Genomic DNA, 19,794 nt, shown 5'->3' with positions numbered 1-19,794 from the left:
CCGTGCCGCAGCACGGTGCTGTTGCCTAAAGGTGTGTGACGGCAATTTTGCCGGTGCCTTGGGCGGCATCGTGGAACATCGCGGACGGACCCCGGCGCCACTGCTCCAGTAACTGTGCCTGGCGCTGATAGGCGTGGGTCAGGTAGCGCTCTTTCACTGGGCCATAACCGCGCACGCTGTCCGGCAGGTCGGCAAGGTCCTGCGCCAGGGCCAGGTTGTCGGGCGTCAGGCCCGCGAGCAACTCATCCAGGATCGATTCATAGTTGGCCAGCCAGGCGCGTTCGACTTTGCGTTCGTGGGTGTACCCGAACGGATCGAGCCAGGTATTACGCAAGCCCTTCAGGCTGGCCAGGAGCTTGAAGCCCTGCAGCATCCACGGGCCGTAGCTGCGTTTTTTTGCTTCGGCGCCTGGGTTTGTACGGTTGAGTACCGGTGGTGCCAAGTGAAAACGCAGGCGGTAGTCACCCTCGAACTGGGCCTGAATGTTTTGCAGGAACCGGCCATCGGTGAACAGCCGCGCCACTTCGTACTCATCCTTGATTGCCAGCACTTTGAAGTAGTGCCGCGCGACACTCGCCGACAGTGCGCCCGGCTGTCCGAGCAGGGCGGTTTCTGCAGCCATGAACTGCTTGACCCGCTGCTGGTAGCGTTGCCCGAGGGCGGCGTTCTGGTAGGCGCCGAGTGCGTTCACGCGGGGTGTCACGCTTTGTTGCAGGTCTTTGGAGAGCGTGCGCTCGGCGTTCTGCACGTTGGCGTCGCGCAACTTTCGCAGCACCCGCGGCAAGTCCTGCGCGCTGCGCCGGCCCCAGGCGAAAGCCGACAGGTTGAACGCCACCGCCGTACCGTTCAGTTCAATCGCTTGCAGCAAGGCCGCTTCACCCACCGGCAGCCAGCCTTTCTGGCAGGCGTAGCCGAGCATGAAGGTGTTGGTGGCAATCGAATCGCCCATCAGCGCCGTGGCAACCTTGCTCGCATCCACAAAGTCCGCCTGGTCGGGGCCGACCGCTTCGCTGATCTGCGCGCTCATGCTGTGGGTATGGAAGGTCGGGTCGGGGTGTTTGAGCAAATCCCCGCTTTGCGCCTGCAAGGCAAAGGTGCGGACAAAGGCACTGGTGATGCTTTCTTCGCAATTGACCAGCGCATGGGTCACGCCCTGGCGCAGTTTCGACAGGGTTTCGGTGTTGGCACTTACCACCAGGTCGCACCCCAGCAGCAGCGCGGCCTCACCTTCGGCGATACGTGGGGCGAACAGCTGGTCCTGGCGTGCGGCAATGCGGATATGCGACCACACGGCGCCGCCTTTTTGCGCCATGCCGGCCATGTCCAGGTTGAGGGTGCCCTTGCCTTCGATAAAGGCCGCCATGCCGAGCAGTGCGCCGATGGTCACCACACCGGTGCCGCCAACGCCTGTCACCAGGATGCTATAGGGCTCATCCAGCGCCGCGACGGCCGGGGTCGGCAGGTTCCAGGCTTCCTCGGTGTTGGCCAGCGGCTTGGGTTTGCGCAGGGTGCCGCCTTCGACCGTGACAAAGCTGGGGCAGAAGCCGTTGAGGCAGGTGAAATCCTTGTTGCAGGACGACTGGTCGATTTCGCGCTTGCGCCCGAACTCGGTTTCCACGGCCACCACCGACATGCAGTTGGACTTGCTGCTGCAGTCGCCGCAGCCCTCGCACACCGCTTCGTTGATCACCACCCGACGTGCCGGGTCGGGGAATTTACCGCGCTTGCGGCGCCGGCGTTTTTCGGCGGCGCAGGTCTGGTCATAGATGATCGCGGACACGCCCTTGAACTGGCGCAGCTCTTGCTGAACCGCGTCCATTTTGTCGCGACGCAGCACGGGCACGCCGTCGGCCAGGTCATCGATGTGCTGGTACTTATCGACATCCTCGCTGACCACCACAATGCGCTGCACGCCTTCGGCGGCCAGCTGCCGGCTGATTTGCGCGACGCTCAGGCTGCCGTCCACGGGCTGGCCGCCGGTCATGGCAACCGCATCGTTGTAGAGAATCTTGTAGGTGATCTGGACGTTGGCGGCGACGGCCGCGCGAATCGCCAGAATGCCGGAGTGGAAGTACGTGCCGTCGCCCAGGTTGGCGAATACATGCTCGGTGGCCGTGAAGGGCGCCTGGCCGATCCAGGCCACACCTTCGCCGCCCATCTGGCTGAAGGTCTGGGTCTGCGGGTAGATCCACGCCGCCATGTAATGGCAGCCGATGCCGGCCAGCGCGCGACTGCCCTCGGGCACTTTGGTCGAGGTGTTGTGGGGGCAGCCGGAGCAATAGTGGGGGACGCGGTCCATCAGGTTGCTGAACTGGTGTTTGCTCGCCAATTGCGCGTCCAGCACCGCCAGGCGCACCTGCAATGGCCCGCTTTGGTGCAGGCGCAAAATGCGCTTGGCCAAGGCTCGGGCAATCATCGCCGGGGTCAGGTCGTTGGTGGCGGGGAGCAGCCAGTCGGTGTGGGGCAGGCTCCATTCGCCCTTGTCATCGAACTTGCCGACGATGCGCGGGCGCACGTCTTCGCGCCAGTTGTAGAGCTCTTCTTTCAATTGGTATTCGATCAAGTGGCGCTTTTCTTCCACCACCACGATCTCTTCCAGGCCTTCGGCAAACTGGCGCACACCCTCGGCTTCCAGGGGCCAGACCATGCCGACCTTGTACACGCGCAGGCCGATCTGTTGCGCGAGGGCGTCATCGATGCCGAGGATTTTCAGGGCCTGGCACACGTCCAGGTATGACTTACCGGAGGTCACGATGCCGATGCGTGCGCCGGGCGAATCCATGACGATCCGGTCGAGGCGGTTGACCCGGGCATAGGCCAGGGCGGCATACAGTTTGTGTTCCAGCAGGCGTTGTTCCTGCGCCAGCGGCGGGTCGGGCCAGCGGATATTCAAGCCGCCCTCGGGCAGGGGGATATCCGGGATCACCGGCTGCACGCGATGGATGTCGATATCGACCACCGCCGCGCTCTCCACGGTATCGGCGACGGCCTTGAGCGCCACCCAGCAACCGGAGTAACGCGACATGGCCCAGCCATGCATGCCGTAGTCGAGGTACTCCTGCACGCCTGACGGCGCCAGCACCGGCATCATCACCGCCTTGAAAATATGCTCGGTCTGGTGCGGCAGCGAAGAGGAGCGGGCGCCATGGTCATCCCCGGCAATTGCCAGCACACCGCCAAACGCGGAGGTGCCGGCGGCATTGGCGTGGCGGAACACATCACCACAGCGGTCCACCCCCGGGCCCTTGCCGTACCACATGCCAAACACGCCATCGTAGGTCGCGCCTTCAAACAGATTGACCTGCTGGGTGCCCCAGATCGAGGTCGCCGCGAGGTCCTCGTTCATGCCTGGATGGAACACCGTGTGGTGCTCCTTGAGGTAGTCGCGCGCTTTCCATAGTGCCTGGTCGAACCCACCCAGCGGCGAGCCACGGTAGCCGGAAATGAACCCGGCAGTGTTCAAGCCATTCGCCAGGTCGCGTTGCCGCTGCATCAGCGGCAGGCGCACCAGCGCTTGAATGCCGGTGAGCAAAACGTTTCCGCTGTGCTGGATGTACTTGTCGTCCAGGGACGGGGCGGCACTCATGTTGATCCTCCAGGCTTTATTTTTATGGCGGCGCCGGGAGCACGGCACGGCCTTGTTCGCCGCAGTCTAGGCAGCGTGCCTGGCATCGTAAAATCACAAAAACACCCTGCAGGTATTGGCTTTTCGGATACCTGGGTGCACGTGTCACGGCGGCTGCATTTGGCCAATAGCAAAACGCATTTGGGCGATAGCGTTGCGCGTTGTGAGGCGCCGCCGCGTGCCGTCTACTGCTGCTCACACCGAAACCCACAGCCCTCGGCTGCCAATAACAAGAATGTGACGGGAGTGTTGATGAGCAACCCAAAACTGAAGCCGCTGCGGCTGGCCCTCTGGTTCAGCCTGAGTACGGGCGCGGTGTCTGCGGGCATGGCGCAGGCCGCCGAGATCGACACCGGCAACCCGGATTTGTCTGCGCGCTGGGACAATACCGTGCGTTACAACCTGGGCGTGCGGGCCGAGTCGCGGGACTCTGCGCTGGCAAATAACGCGAGTTATGACGAGTCCGATGCCAAGTTCGATCGCGGCGACGTGGTGACCAACCGCGTCGACCTGATGAGCGAACTGGAGGTCGCCTACAAGCAGTATCACGGCGTACGCATCAGTGGTGCCGCGTGGTACGACCAGGCCTATGACAACACCGACGTCAAGACCACCGATGGCAATGTCTATTACCCTGGCGCCGTTCCCGGTGCCAGTACGCCCAGTTACCGGGGCGGGCATTATTCGGGCTTTACCAAGCGCTATCACCGCGGCCCCAGCGGCGAGTTGCTGGATGCCTTTGCGTTCACCCGTTTTGACCTGGGTGAAATTCCCGTCAGCGTGCGCGCCGGTCGCCACACGGTGTATTGGGGCAATGGTTTGTTGATTGCCGGGCATGCGATTTCCTATTCGCAAGCGCCGCTGGATGGGCGTAAGGCCGTGAGTAACCCGGGCACCGAAACGCGCGAGATCTTCCTGCCGCTGACGCAGATTTCCACCCAGGCGCAAATCACCGACAGGTTGTCGGTCGCCGCGCAATATTTCTTCGAGTGGGACACCACCCGGGCGCCGGAAGGCGGGACCTACCTGGCTTCGGCGGATGTGGCCTTGCAAGGGCCGAATCAGTTGCCGTTGCTCAGCGGGGTTACGCGTCCACTGGTGGACCCTCTCAAGCCTAAAAACTCCGGCAACTGGGGCGTGATGGGCACCTATAGCCTGGATTGGCTGCACTCGGATGTGAGCCTGTATTACCGCGAATTTGCCGACTACAACCCCTGGGGCCTGCAAGTGGCACCGACGTTTGCCCGCTACGTCTACCCCAAGGACGTCAAGCTCTACGGCCTGGGCTTTTCCGCCGGGCCTGTGTTGGGCGGCGGCTCCCTTGGCGTGGACCTGTCGTACCGACAGAACACCTCGCTGGTCTCCAGCAACATCAGCACCGTCGATAACGAAGGCGCCCGGGGCGACACCTGGCACATGGTGGTGAACGGCCTGTGGCTGCTGCCGCGCACGGCGTATTTCGACACCGGCAACCTGATCGTCGAAACCGCGTTCAGCCATGTGCAACGGGTGACCGAGCACGCGGAGTTGTACAAGGGCGAAGGTTACGGCGGTTGTCCGTCCGGGCAGGACAAACACTACGGCTGCGCGACCAAAAACTATGTCGGCATGGCGGTCAGTTTTACCCCGCAATGGCTGGGGGTGTTTCCCGGCTGGAATATCTCGGCACCGATGAGTGTGGACTACGGCGTGTATGGCAATGCCGCCACCGGCGGTGGCAACGAAGGCAAATACACCTGGAAGGCCGGGATCAAGGGCACCTACGACGAGCGCTATGACGTGACCTTGTCGTACATCGGTTATGGCAGCGAGCGCAAATACGCGAACGTCCCCGGCGTGGGTAAAACCGTGGTGGGCGGCAGCGGCGATGTGGGGCTCACGGACCGTAATTGGGTGTCGCTGACGCTCAGCACGGCCTTTTGATTGGGCCCCAGGTTTTGCATTGCAGTGGTCGTCGAGTGCGGCGGTTACTTCATCTGAATGGAGAGTGTTATGACGGTTGATTTCCATGGGGCGCTGGTTGATACCCCCGAATCCAAAGGTGGGAGCTGGCTTGCCTGCGATGACGGCCTCGGGGCCAACCCTGAGTCAGCTGGCACCCCGCAGTCTAAATGTGGGAGCGGGCTTGCTCGCGAAAGCTTTGGGTCAGGCGGCCAGGGTTTTGGGTCGGAGTACATATCCGTTGCTGCGGTAAAGTCCGCTTATGGTTCCGCTCTTACAGCGGGTCACTTTTGGAGAGACCGGAAGCCGGCCCAGCCAAAAGTAACCAAAAGGTCCTCGCCCCACCACTCGGTGCCTCGCCTGGGCTCGGCATGCCCTCACTCCGGCTGTGGAGCGTGGGCCGCCGCGATGGGCCATCCTTGGCCCAGCGCGGCTAACCCGGCGTCCTGCCGGGTTACCCACGCTCCAAAGCCTGCGTTCGGCCAGCGTGGTTTGACGGGGCGATTGAGATCAGAAGCAGATCAAAAGCAGGATCAACAGCCAAGTCAAAAGCTGAAGCCTTCAATGGCTGGTTTTTCGAAGGTTCTCACTGGTGTGAGTGCCGGTTTGGTGGCTTTGGTGTTCACGGCTTCCGCGACGGCGGATGATGCCTATACGGCAGCTGACCTTGGCGGCAAGCTCACGCCATTCGGCGCTATTGTGGCGGGGAATGCGGCTGGGACTATTCCGGCGTATGACGGCGGTTTGAAGGTCCCTGCGGGGTTGGTGCCGGGTGACGGTAACTGGCCCAATCCGTTTGCCGGGGAGAAGCCGCGCTTGCGCATTACTGCCGCCAACGTTGATCAGTACAAGGACCAGTTGGCCGCCGGGCAGGTGCAATTGCTCAAGCAAAACCCGACGACCTACTACCTTGAGGTTTACCCCACCCACCGCACGGCGACGTTTCCGGCCAACTTTCTGGCCGCCAGCCAGCGCAACGCCAGTCGGCAGGATTGCAGGACCGAAAACGACGGTTTGTCGATCAGCGAGGGCTGTCGCGGTGGCTTGCCGTTTCCGTTGCCCAAGGACGGGCACGAGGTCATGTGGAACTACATCCTCAACTATCAGGGCGTCAACGGTTGGGACTGGAACCACAGCGCCTATGTGGTCAACCAGGGGCACCCGACGCTGACCAACACCAACCGCTCCACCGGTGAGAAACCCTTCTATCAATTGGACGTGCCGGGGCGTGACCCGAAGATCGGCCAGCGTATCTGGTCGTTTATCGTCGCACCGGCGCGGACGGCGGGGCAGGCATCGGGCTATTGGGACTACCTGGATCCGGTCGCCAATGCGCGTTATGCCTGGAGCTACAGCACCGGCCAGCGTCGCGTGCGCAAGGCTCCGGAATTCAACTACGACACGCCCAACTCGGCGTTTGGTGGCGTGGCGTTCTATGACGAAATCTTCCTGTTCTCCGGGAAAATGGATCGCTTTGACTGGAAGCTGGTGGGCAAGCAGGAGATGTTCATTCCCTACAGCAATTACACGCTGAAATGGGGCTGCGACATGCAGAAGAAGCTGATGCCCAAGCACATCAACCCCGACTGCGAGCGTTGGGAGCTGCACCGCGTGTGGGTCGTCGAGGCGACTCGCAAGGACGGTGTACGTCACGCCCACAAGAAGCGCCGCTATTACATCGACGAGGATACGTTCGGCGCGGCGGTGTATGACGCCTGGGATGACAGTGGCGCGCTGTTCCGTACCGGCTCGCAGTTCAACATCGAGGCCTACGGCATACCCAATAACCCGCAGCAGGACTCCTACGCGTTGTACGACTTCACGCGTGACCAGTACGGCATGTTTGGCAATGGCCCGACACGCTATCGCGCAGCGCCGGTATCCGAGCGCGAGGCTAACCCGCAGACGATTGCCGGTGGCCAGACGCGCTGACCTGAAGCTCCTTTTAGGCGTCGTGCAGGGCGCCTTTTTTTCGAATTGCGAGAGTTTTTTATGAGCCAGCTTTTACAGCGCCTGGACGGCAAAGTGTGCGTGATTACCGGCGCGGGCAGCGGCATTGGCCGCGCCTCGGCCTTACGTTTTGCCGAGGAGGGCGCCAGGGTAGTGGTGACCGATCTGTTCCTCGACTCGGCCCAGGCCGTGGCCACCGAAATCGGCCCGCGTGCCCTGGCGCTGCAGGTCGATGTCGGCGACGAGGATCAGCTGCGGCAAATGATCGAGACCACGGTGCACACCTTCGGGCGTATCGATGTGCTCTTTAACAACGCGGTGTACCGCAACCCGGAGACTACGCGGGATATCGACTTCATCAACTTCAATACCGAGCTGTTTCACAACTGTATGCGTGTGAATGTGCTGGGTGGCGTGCTGGCGTGCAAATACGCGTTGCCGCACATGCTCGCCCAGGGCAGCGGGTCGATTCTGTTTACGTCCTCCACCAGTTCGATCGCCGGCGAAATCAGCCAGTTCAGCTACGGCGCGTCCAAGGCCGCGTTGAACTGGTACGTGCAAACCATCGCCGCGACGTTTGGCAAGCGCGGCGTCCGCTGCAACGGCATCCTGCCCGGCGTGATCCGTACGCCGGCCATGGAAAGCTGGGCCACCGAAGCGATGCAGGCAGCCTTCCTCGACCTGCAGAACGTGCCCCAGTTGGGCGAACCGCGCGACATTGCCGCGATGGCCGCGTTTTTGGCCAGTGACGATGCCGCCTATGTCAACGGCACCCTGATGCGCGTCGACGGCGGCATGAGCTGCGGTACGCCGATGGTGCCGGTGGTGCGTAATTTGCTGCTGCCCCAGGCCTCGGCCTGACTCTCCCCATCCCCGACACAGGAGCCCGGCCCATGGCCCTCGAACAAGAACACTTCATTCTCGACATGCTGGCGGCCTGGGGCGATGGCTCCGACGGCAGCCGCCCGGATATCGAACGCATCATGGCCACCTTTGCCGAAGACGCCGTCTGGCAGTTGTGGGTGCCTGGCGGCCCGGTGATTCGCGGGCGAGCAGCGTTGCACCAGGAGATAGAACGGCAGATGAGTTACGTCACTCATAACCGCTGTACCACCCGGCACATCGTGTCTTCGGCGCGGGTAGTGATGACCGAGCGCGATGATTATTGCGTCAACAATGGCGTGCCGATGCCGCACTCGATGGTGGCGGTGTACGAACTGAATGAACAGGGCCTGATCTGTGCCTGGCGTGAGTACCTCGATACCGCCGACCTGGCGAAGAAAAAGGGTGTTCCGCTGGCAGAGGTGGGTGGCCCGAACGCCGGCGCTGCCAGTGCCAATTGATAGCGGCGCTGGCCTTCAGCCCTTGATGGAGATCGACATGCAAACAACCGAGAGCCCGACCGCTGACGCCGTCGAAGCAAAGCTGCGCACCTTCGTCGAAGACTTGCTGGGCGGCAAGATCACGGCCATGCAGCGCCTGTTGCGCTGGCGCCCGGCCTGGAACCTGGAACTGCAGCGCGGCGACGAAACCCTGCAGTTGCACATTCGGGGCGAGCGCGGCGGCGACGTCAGCCCGTTCCCTGAACTGCGGCGCGAGGCGGATATCCTCACCCAGCTCAAGCAGCAAGGCGTACCGGTGCCGCATATCTACGGGCTGTGCGAAGACCCTCAGGCGATCGTGATGGAGCTGGTGCCCGGCAGCCGTGACGTCACCACCGCCAAGGACGATGCCGAACGCCACAGCGTCGCTCGCCAGTGGGTCGCGGCCATGGCGCGCATGCACCAGCTACCGCTGCAGCCGTTTGTCGAACAGGGCATCGATTTGCCCCGCACGGCAGAGGACATTGCTCTGGCGGGGCTGTACGCCTACTACCCCTTGTATGAGCGCAACAAGACCCGCGCCCAGCCCCTGGCCGAGTTCGCCCTGGGCTGGCTGCGGCGCAATGTGCCGCAGCATCGCACCCGGCCCGGCTTCGTGCAGTACGACTCGGGGCAGTTTCTGTTCGAGAACGGCCAAGTGCATGGCCTGTACGACTTTGAGTTCGCAATGATCGGCGATCCGTTGGCCGACCTGGCCTCGGCACGCATGCGTGACAATTACGAACCCTTGGGCGACAGCTTTGCCGCGCTGTATCGCCATTACCAAACGCTGACCGGTGAGCCGGCCGACCCCGATGTGGTGCGCTTCCACACCTTGCTGTTCGCCACGGTCAGCACTTTGCAGTTCTCCGCCTCGGTGGCCACGCCACAACCGGGCGACCCGCATGACACCTACACCGAATTCGATCTGGCGCTGCGCCGGGTGGTGGTGCATGCGCTGGCCGAAGCCATGGGCGTGCCCTTGCACACGCCGCACCTGCCGATTGTCGACAGCGGTCCGAATGCCCAGTTGCTGACCATGCTGACGGACGCGCTGGCGCAAGTGGAGGTCACCAGCGACTTCCAGCAAACCAAACTGCGTGCGGTGGGCAAATTGGTGGAGTACCTAGGGCGCGGTGACGCCATGGAGCTGAAGCTGCGCGAGCTGGAACAACAAGAAGCGCAAACCTTGCTGGACCGTACCTTCGCCGACTACAGCGAAATCGAGGTGGCCCTGGAAACCTTCGTTAAAAGCGCCGGGCCCGAATATGACGAGCCGCTGCTGCGCTTGTTCATGGCCCAGGTCGAACGTCGGGTGTTGGTGTATGGCAGCACAGCGATTGGCGCCTCTGCCAGCCACATCGACCTGCCACCTGTGAGCTGAGGAAACCTGTATGTCTGATCCGGATTTTGTGCATCGCTATGGCCCCTGGGCCGTGATCGCGGGCGCCTCCCACGGGGTGGGCGCAGCCTTTGCCCATCTGCTCGCGGCCCGTGGCCTCAATTGTGTATTGGTGGCCCGTCGCGGCGAGCCGCTGGCCGAACTCAAGGCGCAGCTAGAGCGCGAGTATGCCGTCGAAGTATTGACCGTCATCCAGGACCTGGCCCGGCACGACGCCTGTGAGCAACTGGTGGCGGCCGTAGGCACGCGGCAAGTCGGCTTGTTCGTGTACAACGCCGGCGGCGATCCCTATATCACCCGGTTCATCGCCACCTCGGCGGATGACTGGGAGCGCCTGCTCTGTCTCAACAGCCTGACCGTGATGCGCTGCAGTCATGCCTTTGGCGGCGCCATGCTCGAACGCGGGCGGGGCGGGCTACTGCTGGTGGGGTCCCAGGCGGCACTCGGCGGCGTGCGCAAACTGGCGATGTACAGCGCCACCAAAGGGTTCGCGTTGAACCTGGGCGAATCGCTTTGGGCGGAGTGGAAGGACCATGGGGTGGATGTCCTCAACGTGCTGATCGGCACCGTCGACACCCCCACCATGCGCGAGGCAATGGTCAAGCTGAATATTCCCGACGCCCTGAGCATGGTCCTGCCCCAAGCCGAGGAGCTGGCGCTGTGGGCGCTGCAGAATCTGGCCAAAGGCCCGACGCTGATTCACCCCCAGGACACCCTGGGCGATCCACCGGGCCAGGCGCGACGCGAGCACGTCCTGGCGACGAGCGCGCAAGCGGCTGTGTTTATTGGCAACGACTGAGGTAATGCACCATGAAAGGCTTCGATAACGCTGAGTTCAAACGCAGCTGGAGGGTACTGGTGCTGGCCCTGGTTGGCGTCGCCACCAGTTCCAGTTCATTGCTGCTGTACAGCTTCAGTTCCATGGTGATTCCCCTGCAAAACGCCATGGGCTGGGATCGCGCGCAGTTGCAGGCGGCAATCACCGCGCTGTCATTGGGCACTATCGTCGCCTCGCAACTGGCCGGCTGGCTCAACCTGCGGTATGGCCTGCGCGCGGTCACGCTGGTGTCGCTGGTCACGTTATGCCTGAGTGTCTGGGCCATGACCGGCATCAACGGTTCGATCTGGAGCCTGTACCTGGGTTTTTTCCTGGTACCACTGGCCGGGCTGGGCACCTTGCAGGTGACCTGGTCGCATCTGGTCAACCTGTGGTTCGACGAAAACCGGGGGCTGGCGCTGGCCATTATCCTCAGTGGTTCAGGGCTGGCGGCCATCGGCTTGCCGTTGATCACCGCCTGGGCTATCAACCGCTGGAACTGGCAGGCAGGCTTCCTCGCACTCGGGCTGTTGCCGCTGTTGCTGGCCTTGCCACTGGCCCTGCGCTGGCTGCTGCCGACCGCTGATGCCCGGCAAACCAGCACAGCGAGCACGGCACTGGCCGGCGGTTTGTTGCTGAGCGAAGCCCTGCGCTCGTGGCGGTTCTGGGTGTGCAACCTGTCGATGACCCTGGTGGTGGCGTGCGTGGTGGGCATGGTCACCAACATTGTGCCGTTGCTGCAGGACCGGGGCTTGAGCGCGTTGCAGGCCAGCCAGGTATTCAGCAGCTTTGGCGTGTCGTTGATCCTTGGGCGATTGGTGGTGGGCTACCTGATCGATCGCCTTTGGGCGCCGGCGGTGGCGTCACTGGCGCTGCTGATGCCGGCGTTTGCCTGCGGCATTTTTGCCTACGGCGATGCGACGATTGGCCTGTACATTCTGGCGACACTGCTGGTGGGCGTGGGTGCAGGCGCCGAGTTCGACATCGCCGCGTTCTTGATCGCACGCTACTTCGGCATGCGCGATTACGGGCGCCTGTTTGGTGCGCACCTGGGCTTGATTACTGCCGGCGCGGCGCTGTCACCCTTGCTGTTTGCCCTGTTGTACAAAGTCACCGGCGGCTACTCGGCGATGCTGTTGTTCAGCGGCATCTGTTTTGTGGTCGGCCCCTTGCTACTGCTGACGCTTGGCGGGTATCCGCGCTATCAAGGGCAGGCATTGGCCGCTACGTAAAATCGCTATTCAGTAAAATATATGGACAATAAATAGAAATGTGTTCAATTATTGCTGCATGCGCAACCTGACAACAAAACAGACAAGGAGAATGCGATGCGAGCAGCCATCATCACCGAGCGCAATGCGCCACCGGTCATACAGGACTTTCGGGAACCACAACCCCAGGACGGGGCAGTACTGATTGACGTGGATACCGCCGGGCTTGGCGGTTGGGACGTACTGGGCGCTTATCGCCTGGGCGTCGAGTACCCCTGTGTGATTCGCGGTGAGGGCGTGGGCCGTGCCCCGGATGGTCGCCGGGTGTACTTTGGCGAGCGTTCGGTGTTGCCGTTCGGTGCCTGGGCAGAACGTACCCTGGTGCCTCAAGCCGAAGTCTGGAATGTGCCGGATGATGTCGACGACAAGACCGCCATCAGCATGGGTATTGCCGCCACCGGCGCCATCGTGCCGTTGGAAAAGGCGCAGATCCAGAAGGGCGAAAAGGTCCTGGTGCTCGGCGCCACCGGCACCCTTGGGCAGATCGCCTTGCAGTTGGCACGCGGCATGGGCGCCGGTAAAGTCGTGGGCGCCGCGCGTTCCGCAGAGGCGCTGGGCCGCCTGAAATCCCGGGGGATTGCCGACGAGGTGGTGACCCTGGGCGGCAGCGATGATGTCGCCGCCCTCAAGGACGCCGCCGACGGCGGGTTTGATGTGGTGCTGGACCTGGTCTGCGGCCAGCCGATGTTGACGTCCTTGAAGGCCACCAACTGGGGCGCGCGCATCATGACCATCGGCACCGGCGCCGGGCGTCAGTTGAACCTGGACATCGCCGACCTGCTGTTTCGCAACTTGTCGTGCATCGGCACCGGTCAACGCCCGCCAGCCGACCGTGAGCAGATCTGGCTGCGCTTGCTGAGTATCGCCAAAGAGCAGCAGATCCAGGTCGATTACCTCGACTTCACGCTCGACCAGGCGGCCGAAGCCTGGGCGGCGCAGGTCAGTGGCCCTCACGCAAAAATTACCGCAACGATTCGACGTTAGGTCGCCAGGCGCGGCGCCCCTGAAAGGGCGCCCTTTACCGTTGGCGCTGGCGGCGAAACTCTTCCGGCGTCACGCCCAGTTCCTTGCGGAAGGCGGCGCCAAAGGCGGCGGCATTGTTGAAGCCTGACTGATAAGCCACCTGCTTGACCAACAAATGCGGGTCGGCCAATAACGCCATGGCGGTTTGCAGGCGGCATTGCGCGGCGTAGCGGCGCAGGGTCATGCCCGTGGTGTTTTTGCAGCGGCTGGAGAGGGTGCGCAACGGCAAGTCGCATGCCTGGGCCAGGCGTTGCAGCGAGCACTCGACGTCGGGGCTGGCATCCAGCAGTTCGCGCAGGAATTTAAGTTGCCCGGGGCTGAGTTTTTCGCCGCTGGCACCTTCTGAAATACCGCTGGCAGGTGCATCGATGTATTCGCGGCGCAGGTCCAGGGCAATGCTGGTAAGCAGGCATTCGGTCTGCAGTTCGCTGGCGAAGCTGGGTTGAGCCACTTCTTCGGCCAGACGCTGCAACGAGGCATGCAGGTAGTGGCTTTTCAGGTTGAGCATGGATTCGTGGACGTTGTCTTGCCAGTTCCAGCGGTAGCACCCCAGCACGCCCAAGGCGGCAGGGTCGAAGACGCAGACAAGCGCCTTTTGCGCGCACGCGTCGTGGCGCAAGTGGAACTGGGTGTCGTGGGGAATGAACAGCAGTTTTCCCAGCGGCTGGAATGCATGCCCTGCGCGGCTGGAAAAACTGCCGCAATTGGGGTTGTCATGCGCGCTGGCAGGCAGCATCAGGCGCAGCAGGCAGCTGTCGCCGGTTTCAATCAGGGCCGTGCCGCTGTTGGACCACTGGGCGTGTTCAATGCGGATGTCGAAGCCTTGCTTGGCCACTGAGGCCTCGGTGAGGAAATGCCCCGTGTCTTCACAGTCGTACTCGCTGTATTGGATCGTGTTCATTTTTCTACCTTCAGCGATTTTTATTGTTGGTGCTGAAATTCGAGGGTCAGCGCCTCCAAGGGGCGCAGCCTGACCCGAGTGTACCCAGCGCGCGGACTGAGCTGTTTCATATATTCAGGTGGCAGGTATCAGGAAATCAGATGACCAAAGGCAAAGATATTTCCATGCGCCAGTTGCGCTATTTCGTGGCCGCCGCCGACGCCGGGCAGTTTTCCCAGGCGGCGCTCAAGGTGCACGTCTCACAATCGGCCATCACCGCCGCAGTGTTGCAACTGGAGGAGTCGCTCGGTGTCAGCCTGTTTGATCGCTTGCCCTACGGCGTTGCGCTGACGGCTGAAGGCAATAAGTTTTCCCAGCATGCCCGGCATATCCTCGACACGCTGCAAGACGCACTCAGCGAGCCACTGTTTCTCAGCCACGGGATGCAAGGCACGGTGCGGGTTGGCGCTTCCTACACGGTGCTGGGGTATTTTTTGCCGGCGCTGCTGGCGCGTTTCAAGCGCAGCTACCCGCTGGTCGAGGTTGACCTGGTGGACATGGATCGCCAGAGCATCGAGGCGGCCGTCAGCAATGGCGAGCTGGACCTGGGGTTGGTCATCCTGTCCAACACCCCCGACCTGCGCGGGTTTGCCCATCATGTGCTGATCCGCTCGCGGCGCCAGCTCTGGCTGTCGAGTCAACACCCGCTGATGGCAGCGGCGTCGATCAACCTCGAAGACGTTGCCGAGCATGCCTATATCCTCGCCACGCTGGATGAAGGCGACACCTCGACGCTGCGTTACTGGGAGTCGCGGGGGTTGGCGCCCAAGGTGGCATTTCGCACGTCGTCGCTGGAGGCGCTGCGAGGCTTGGTGGGGCATGGGTTTGGGGTGACGATTCTTTCGGACATGCTGTACCGCGCTTGGTCGCTGGAGGGCAAGAAAATCGAGATACGGCCGTTGGTGGACGTGATTCCGCCCATGGAGTTGGGGTTGATCTGGTTGCCAGATCGGGCTCTGTCGCGGCCGGCCGAGGCGTTTAGGCAGTTTTTGATTATGGCGTGTGCGTCCTGAGTGTTTGTGCGTGGATGTTGATTGGCGGGTCGTGTGGCGAGGGAGCTTGCTCCCGTGGCGGCCTCCCGGGCGCCACCATTTGCCGGATGTAAACCGGATCAAACTGTAGGAGCTGGCTTGCCTGCGATGGCGGCCTGATAGCCGACCAGGATGTTGGATTTGACCGGGTACATATCCATTTTTGCGGTAACGGCGGCTATCGGTTCCGCTCTTACAGCGGGTCACTTTGGAAAAGCCCCAAAGTAACCAAAGGGCTCTTGCCCCACCACTCGGCACCTCGCTCAGGCTCGGTGTGCCCGAACGCAGGCTTGAATCCGTGGGCCGCCGTCATGGCCATCCCTGGCCCAGGACGGCTAACCCGGCGTCCTGCCGGGTTACCCACGGATTCAAGCCTGCGTTCGGCCAGCGTGGTTGACGGGGCGCCTGAGATCAAGGTCAAGAGCAAAAGCAGTGTAAAAGTGGTTAGTCCTACCCCGGCGAAGGACCAGGCCAGCTCCCATCATTCATTAATGTATCAAACGCCTCCGTCATGTCTTGCGCCGAGCCCGGATAATCATGGCGTACCCACCACAGCCACAACCCTAGCAACGCGCCGACGAAGCAGCGCACGGCGACTTCTCCGCGTAGTTTTGTGGCCTGGTACAGGCCCTGCTTGCGGTAGTGTTCGCGTACTTGAATGATCAGGATGTTTTCCAGGTGCGCCAGCACCACGCGGTGTCCGGCGCCGCTGAAGAACGATGTGGTGAGTGCGGCATGACGTTCGGTGGCGCCAAACAGCCAGGTCGAGACGTCCAGCACTACGCGCCGGTCGCCCTGGACGTCGGTGAGCTTGGTGGCCGGTACGCCGATAATTTCGTAGCCGGCGATGATCAGGTCTTCCTTGTCACGAAAGTGCGCGTAGAACGTCGAGCGCGCCACACCGCTTCGGTCGAGCAGATCCTGCACGGTGATTTCGTTGTAGTCCTTCTCCAGGGCCAGTCGATACATGTTATCCAACAGCAGATCGCGGGTTCGCTGGGAGCGCAGCATGTGGCGCTGGTGGCAGTGCGTGTTATCGAGCCTGTGTGCGGGGGCGGCGTGTGTCATCCGGTACCTCTGCAGCTTTTTTATTGGAATCTTGGCGCCGGGCGAGAGGATTTACCTCGGCGTTGAGGCTTGAATCATGGCATCGACCGCCAAGACAAGCACCTTAGTTTTAGAACATTTTTTAAAAAAGTGTTAATTAAAAACTGCGATGTCGAACAGATTCGCGGTTCTGTTCGTTGTGGGTTGATGCCCGGCGACTTATGTTTTCTGCGGTCCGCAAGAGACCCTGGAGAACAACAATGAGCACTATCTACGACTACATCATTATCGGGGCGGGTTCGGCGGGGTGCGTGCTGGCCAATCGTTTGTCCGCCGATCCGAAGGTTTCGGTGCTGCTGATCGAAAGCGGCCCGGACCACACCAGCCCGCTGATCGCCATGCCCCGTGGCATCGGCAAATTGCTCAACCCGGGCAACCCTCATGTATGGAACTACCAGGCCGAGCGCGGCGAAGGCATGGCCAGTGAGCAGTGGCTCAAAGGCCGGACCATCGGCGGTTCCAGCTCGGTCAACGGCATGGTGTATGTGCGCGGTACACCTGCTGACTACGACGGCTGGGAAGCCCAGGGGTGCGTCGGTTGGGGCTGGGCCGACATGGGGCGCCAGTTTGTCGCGCTGGAAGACCACCAGTTGGGCGAAAGCCAGTGGCGCGGCGTCGGCGGGCCCTTGAAGGTCACGGTGCATCCGGCGGGGGATGCGTTGTGCGACGCGGTGATCAGCGCCGCTGGCGAGCTGGGTGCGGCGCGCACCGACGACACTAACCACGTGGACTCGGTGCGCCAGGGCGGCTTCGGTTACCAACCACAAACGACCTGGAACGGCCAGCGGTTCAGCGCCGCCAAGGCGTTTCTCGACCCGGTGCGCGAACGCCCGAACCTCACGGTGATGACCGGCACCGATGTGCAGCGCATCGAGTTCAACGGCCGACGTGCCACGGCCGTGCAGGTCCGCGCCGGCAAGGCGCGCTTCCAGGTACGCCGCGAAGTGCTGTTGTGCGCCGGAGCCATTGAGTCGCCCAAGCTGTTGCAATTGTCCGGCATCGGCCCGGCCAGTGTGCTTGAGCCCCTGGGAATTGCCGTGGTGCAGGATGCCCCCGAAGTGGGTCGCAACCTGCGCGAACATGTGTACATGGCCATGCAGTACCGAGTGACACGCGGCAGCTTCAACCACTGTTTCCATGGCCTGGGTTTGCTCGGCGCGCTGGGGCAGTATTTTCTGCGCAAAAAGGGGCCGATGACCCATGCCGCCCACGAGGCCGGGGGGTTTATCAAGACGCGCCCGGAGCTTGAGCAGCCGGATGCGCAGATTGGCGTCAGCCTGTATTCCATGGACGGTGATGGCAACAAGGTGGAAATCGACAAACAGCCCGGCCTGACGATCGGCGGCTACTTCCTGCGCCCGCAAAGCCAGGGCGAGGTGCGGATTCAATCTGCCGACCCGTCGGTGCCACCGCAGATCAACGCCCGCTACCTGAGCGCAGAAATCGACCGGACCTCGGCCGTTGCCTTATTCCGCTGGTTCCGTCGCCTGGCGGCCCAAACCGCGCTCAAGCCGTTCATCGTCAAGGAGCTTACCCCCGGCCCGCAGGTGCAAAGCGACGAGCAAATCCTCGCGGCCTTTCGCCGTTACGGCCAGACCGCTTTCCATGTTTCCGGTACGTGCCGCATGGGCGCCGACAGCGCTTCGGTGCTGGACCCGCAATTGCGTGTTCGCGGCGTGGAGGGCCTGCGGGTGGTCGATACCTCCGTGATGCCTTGCCTGGTGTCCGGAAACACCAATGCCCCGGCGATGGCGATTGCCATGCGTGCGGCCGAACTGATCACCGGCACACTTTCTGGAGCCAGCGCAGCATGACTATTCCCTTTACTCAGCTCGACCAGCTTTACATCAACGGTGCCTGGGTCAACGTCGACGGCCCTCGTGAAGAGGTGCTCAATCCCGCCAGCGAAGCGGTGATCGGCCTGGCCCCGACGGGCGACCTGCACAGCGCCGACGCCGCACTGGCGGCGGCCCGCGAGGCGTTCGACAACGGCCCCTGGCCATGGCTGAGCATGGCCGAACGTGCAGGCTATCTGCGGCGCATGCATGCCGCGCTGGTGAGCAAGCGTGAGCAGATCGCCGCACTGATCATTGCCGAAGTCGGCTGTTCCCAAGGCGTGACGTACGCGATGCAGGTGGATATGCCGCTGGCCCACGTGCTGACGGCGATCGAACAATCGCTGCACAGCGACAGCCAGCAGATTCCTGTGCATGCCAACCCCAACCCCTTCAACCCGGGTGGCCCGCTGATCCTCGGCAGTGGCACGGTCGAGCGTGAGCCAATTGGCGTGGTGGCCGGTATCACGGGCTACAACTTTCCGTTTTTACTCAACCTTGCAAAGGTCTTCCCGGCGCTGCTGGCGGGCAACACCCTGGTGCTCAAGCCTTCGCCGTTTACCCCGTACAGCGCGTTGCTGTTCGGCCAGATCGCCGAAGAGGTCGGCCTGCCCAGGGGCGTACTCAACATTGTCACCGGCGGTATTGAAGTCGGCAGCCTGTTGAGCAGTGACCCCCGGGTAGACATGGTCTCGTTCACCGGCTCCGAAAGCGTCGGCAGCAGCATCATGAGCCAGGCCGCGCCGACCTTGAAACGGGTGCACCTGGAGCTGGGCGGCAAGTCGGCGTTGATCGTGCGCGCGGATGCCGATATCCAGGCCACCGCCCTGGGTGCGGTGGCCGGGTTGGCGGTCAACGCTGGCCAAGGGTGTGCATTGCTGACGCGCTTTGTGGTGCATCACTCCGTGCGCGAGGCGTTTGTGCAGTGCGCCAAGGCCGTCGCCAGCCAGTGGAAGGTCGGCGACCCGGCTGACCCCGGCGTGATGATGGGCCCGCTGATCCGGGCGTCGCAGCGCGACAAGGTCGAGCATTTCATCCGCCAGGGCCGCGACGCGGGCGCCACGCTGGTGTGCGGCGGCGGGCGCCCGGCGCATTTGTCGCGTGGTTTTTTCAGCGAACTCACGCTGTTTGATGACGTGCGCAACGACATGCTGATCGCCCAGGAAGAGATCTTCGGGCCGGTAGGGGTGGTGATCGGTTTTGACAGCGACGACGAAGCCGTGGTCATCGCCAACGACTCCCGGTTCGGCCTCAACGCGGCCGTCGCCTCGGCCGATGCCGCAACGGCCTATGCCCTGGCCCGGCGCATCCGTGCCGGCAGCGTGTACCTCAATGGCGGTAGTGGCAGCCTGCCATACGCGCCGATCGGTGGCTTCAAGCGCTCCGGTATCGGGCGCGAATTCGGGCCCAACTGGCTTAAGGAATTCACCCAGGAAAAATCCATCATCTACCCCATCGGGCGCTAGCCCCGAGGCCGTGATGAGCGCGTGG

14 protein-coding genes are annotated in these 19,794 nt (G+C 62.6%); 11 read left to right on the top strand and 3 right to left on the bottom strand.

All coding sequences use genetic code 11. The features are described from left to right. Nucleotides 1–25: 25 nt before the first annotated feature. Nucleotides 26–3,586, bottom strand: a complete 3,561-nt coding sequence (locus tag BLU48_RS15340) for an indolepyruvate ferredoxin oxidoreductase family protein (RefSeq protein WP_057023683.1) — start codon at nt 3,584–3,586, stop codon at nt 26–28. Nucleotides 3,587–3,877: 291 nt separating this feature from the next. Between BLU48_RS15340 and BLU48_RS15335 the strand changes: the two genes are divergently transcribed. The 8 genes from BLU48_RS15335 to BLU48_RS15295 all read left to right on the top strand — a co-directional run bounded on the left by BLU48_RS15335 (nt 3,878) and on the right by BLU48_RS15295 (nt 13,351). Continuing rightward, nucleotides 3,878–5,548 carry a DUF1302 domain-containing protein gene (locus tag BLU48_RS15335; RefSeq protein ID WP_057023684.1) on the top strand — a complete coding sequence of 557 codons (1,671 nt, stop codon included), beginning with the start codon at nt 3,878–3,880 and terminating at the stop codon, nt 5,546–5,548. Nucleotides 5,549–6,130: 582 nt separating this feature from the next. Beyond that, the gene (locus tag BLU48_RS15325) at nt 6,131–7,498 is read left to right on the top strand and encodes a DUF1329 domain-containing protein (protein WP_057023685.1); all 1,368 of its coding nucleotides are present in this window, start codon (nt 6,131–6,133) and stop codon (nt 7,496–7,498) included. A 60-nt stretch (nt 7,499–7,558) separates the two neighbouring features. Beyond that, complete coding sequence (locus BLU48_RS15320) at nt 7,559–8,377, top strand: SDR family NAD(P)-dependent oxidoreductase (RefSeq protein ID WP_057023686.1); 819 nt, start codon at nt 7,559–7,561, stop codon at nt 8,375–8,377. Between the two features lie 32 nt (nt 8,378–8,409). Further along, entirely contained in the window at nt 8,410–8,859 is a 450-nt protein-coding gene (locus BLU48_RS15315) for a nuclear transport factor 2 family protein (RefSeq protein ID WP_057023687.1), read from the top strand. A 37-nt stretch (nt 8,860–8,896) separates the two neighbouring features. Continuing rightward, nucleotides 8,897–10,261, top strand: a complete 1,365-nt coding sequence (locus BLU48_RS15310; RefSeq protein WP_057023688.1) for a phosphotransferase — start codon at nt 8,897–8,899, stop codon at nt 10,259–10,261. A gap of 10 nt (nt 10,262–10,271) precedes the next feature. Next, nucleotides 10,272–11,078, top strand: a complete 807-nt coding sequence (locus BLU48_RS15305; protein WP_057023689.1) for an SDR family NAD(P)-dependent oxidoreductase — start codon at nt 10,272–10,274, stop codon at nt 11,076–11,078. Nucleotides 11,079–11,089: 11 nt separating this feature from the next. Then, nucleotides 11,090–12,328, top strand: a complete 1,239-nt coding sequence (locus tag BLU48_RS15300) for an MFS transporter (RefSeq protein ID WP_057023690.1) — start codon at nt 11,090–11,092, stop codon at nt 12,326–12,328. 96 nt (nt 12,329–12,424) lie between these two features. Further along, entirely contained in the window at nt 12,425–13,351 is a 927-nt protein-coding gene (locus BLU48_RS15295; RefSeq protein WP_057023691.1) for a quinone oxidoreductase family protein, read from the top strand. Nucleotides 13,352–13,385: 34 nt separating this feature from the next. Here the strand turns inward: BLU48_RS15295 and BLU48_RS15290 are convergent, their stop codons facing one another. Beyond that, nucleotides 13,386–14,291 (bottom strand): helix-turn-helix domain-containing protein, encoded by a 906-nt coding sequence (locus BLU48_RS15290; protein WP_057023692.1) that lies wholly within the window; start codon nt 14,289–14,291, stop codon nt 13,386–13,388. A gap of 140 nt (nt 14,292–14,431) precedes the next feature. Between BLU48_RS15290 and BLU48_RS15285 the strand changes: the two genes are divergently transcribed. Continuing rightward, nucleotides 14,432–15,343, top strand: a complete 912-nt coding sequence (locus BLU48_RS15285) for a LysR family transcriptional regulator (protein ID WP_057023693.1) — start codon at nt 14,432–14,434, stop codon at nt 15,341–15,343. 468 nt (nt 15,344–15,811) lie between these two features. On the opposite strand, the gene BLU48_RS15280 is transcribed toward BLU48_RS15285, so the two are convergent. Beyond that, nucleotides 15,812–16,372 carry a TetR/AcrR family transcriptional regulator gene (locus BLU48_RS15280; protein ID WP_231989050.1) on the bottom strand — a complete coding sequence of 187 codons (561 nt, stop codon included), beginning with the start codon at nt 16,370–16,372 and terminating at the stop codon, nt 15,812–15,814. Nucleotides 16,373–16,668: 296 nt separating this feature from the next. Here BLU48_RS15280 and BLU48_RS15275 point away from each other — a divergent pair, with 296 nt between their 5' ends. After that, nucleotides 16,669–18,282: a GMC family oxidoreductase gene (locus tag BLU48_RS15275; RefSeq protein WP_057023695.1), complete on the top strand. Its 1,614-nt coding sequence runs from the start codon at nt 16,669–16,671 to the stop codon at nt 18,280–18,282. Then, nucleotides 18,279–19,769 carry an aldehyde dehydrogenase family protein gene (locus BLU48_RS15270; protein WP_057023696.1) on the top strand — a complete coding sequence of 497 codons (1,491 nt, stop codon included), beginning with the start codon at nt 18,279–18,281 and terminating at the stop codon, nt 19,767–19,769. The genes BLU48_RS15275 and BLU48_RS15270 overlap by 4 nt, the downstream gene beginning before the upstream one ends. Nucleotides 19,770–19,794 lie beyond the last annotated feature (25 nt).

This window comes from Pseudomonas synxantha, assembly GCF_900105675.1.
In the GTDB taxonomy this organism is placed as follows: Bacteria; Pseudomonadota; Gammaproteobacteria; order Pseudomonadales; family Pseudomonadaceae; genus Aquipseudomonas; species Aquipseudomonas synxantha.
The sequence above is the reverse complement of the archived record's forward strand: the minus strand, read 5'-3'. Positions and strand labels throughout refer to the sequence as shown.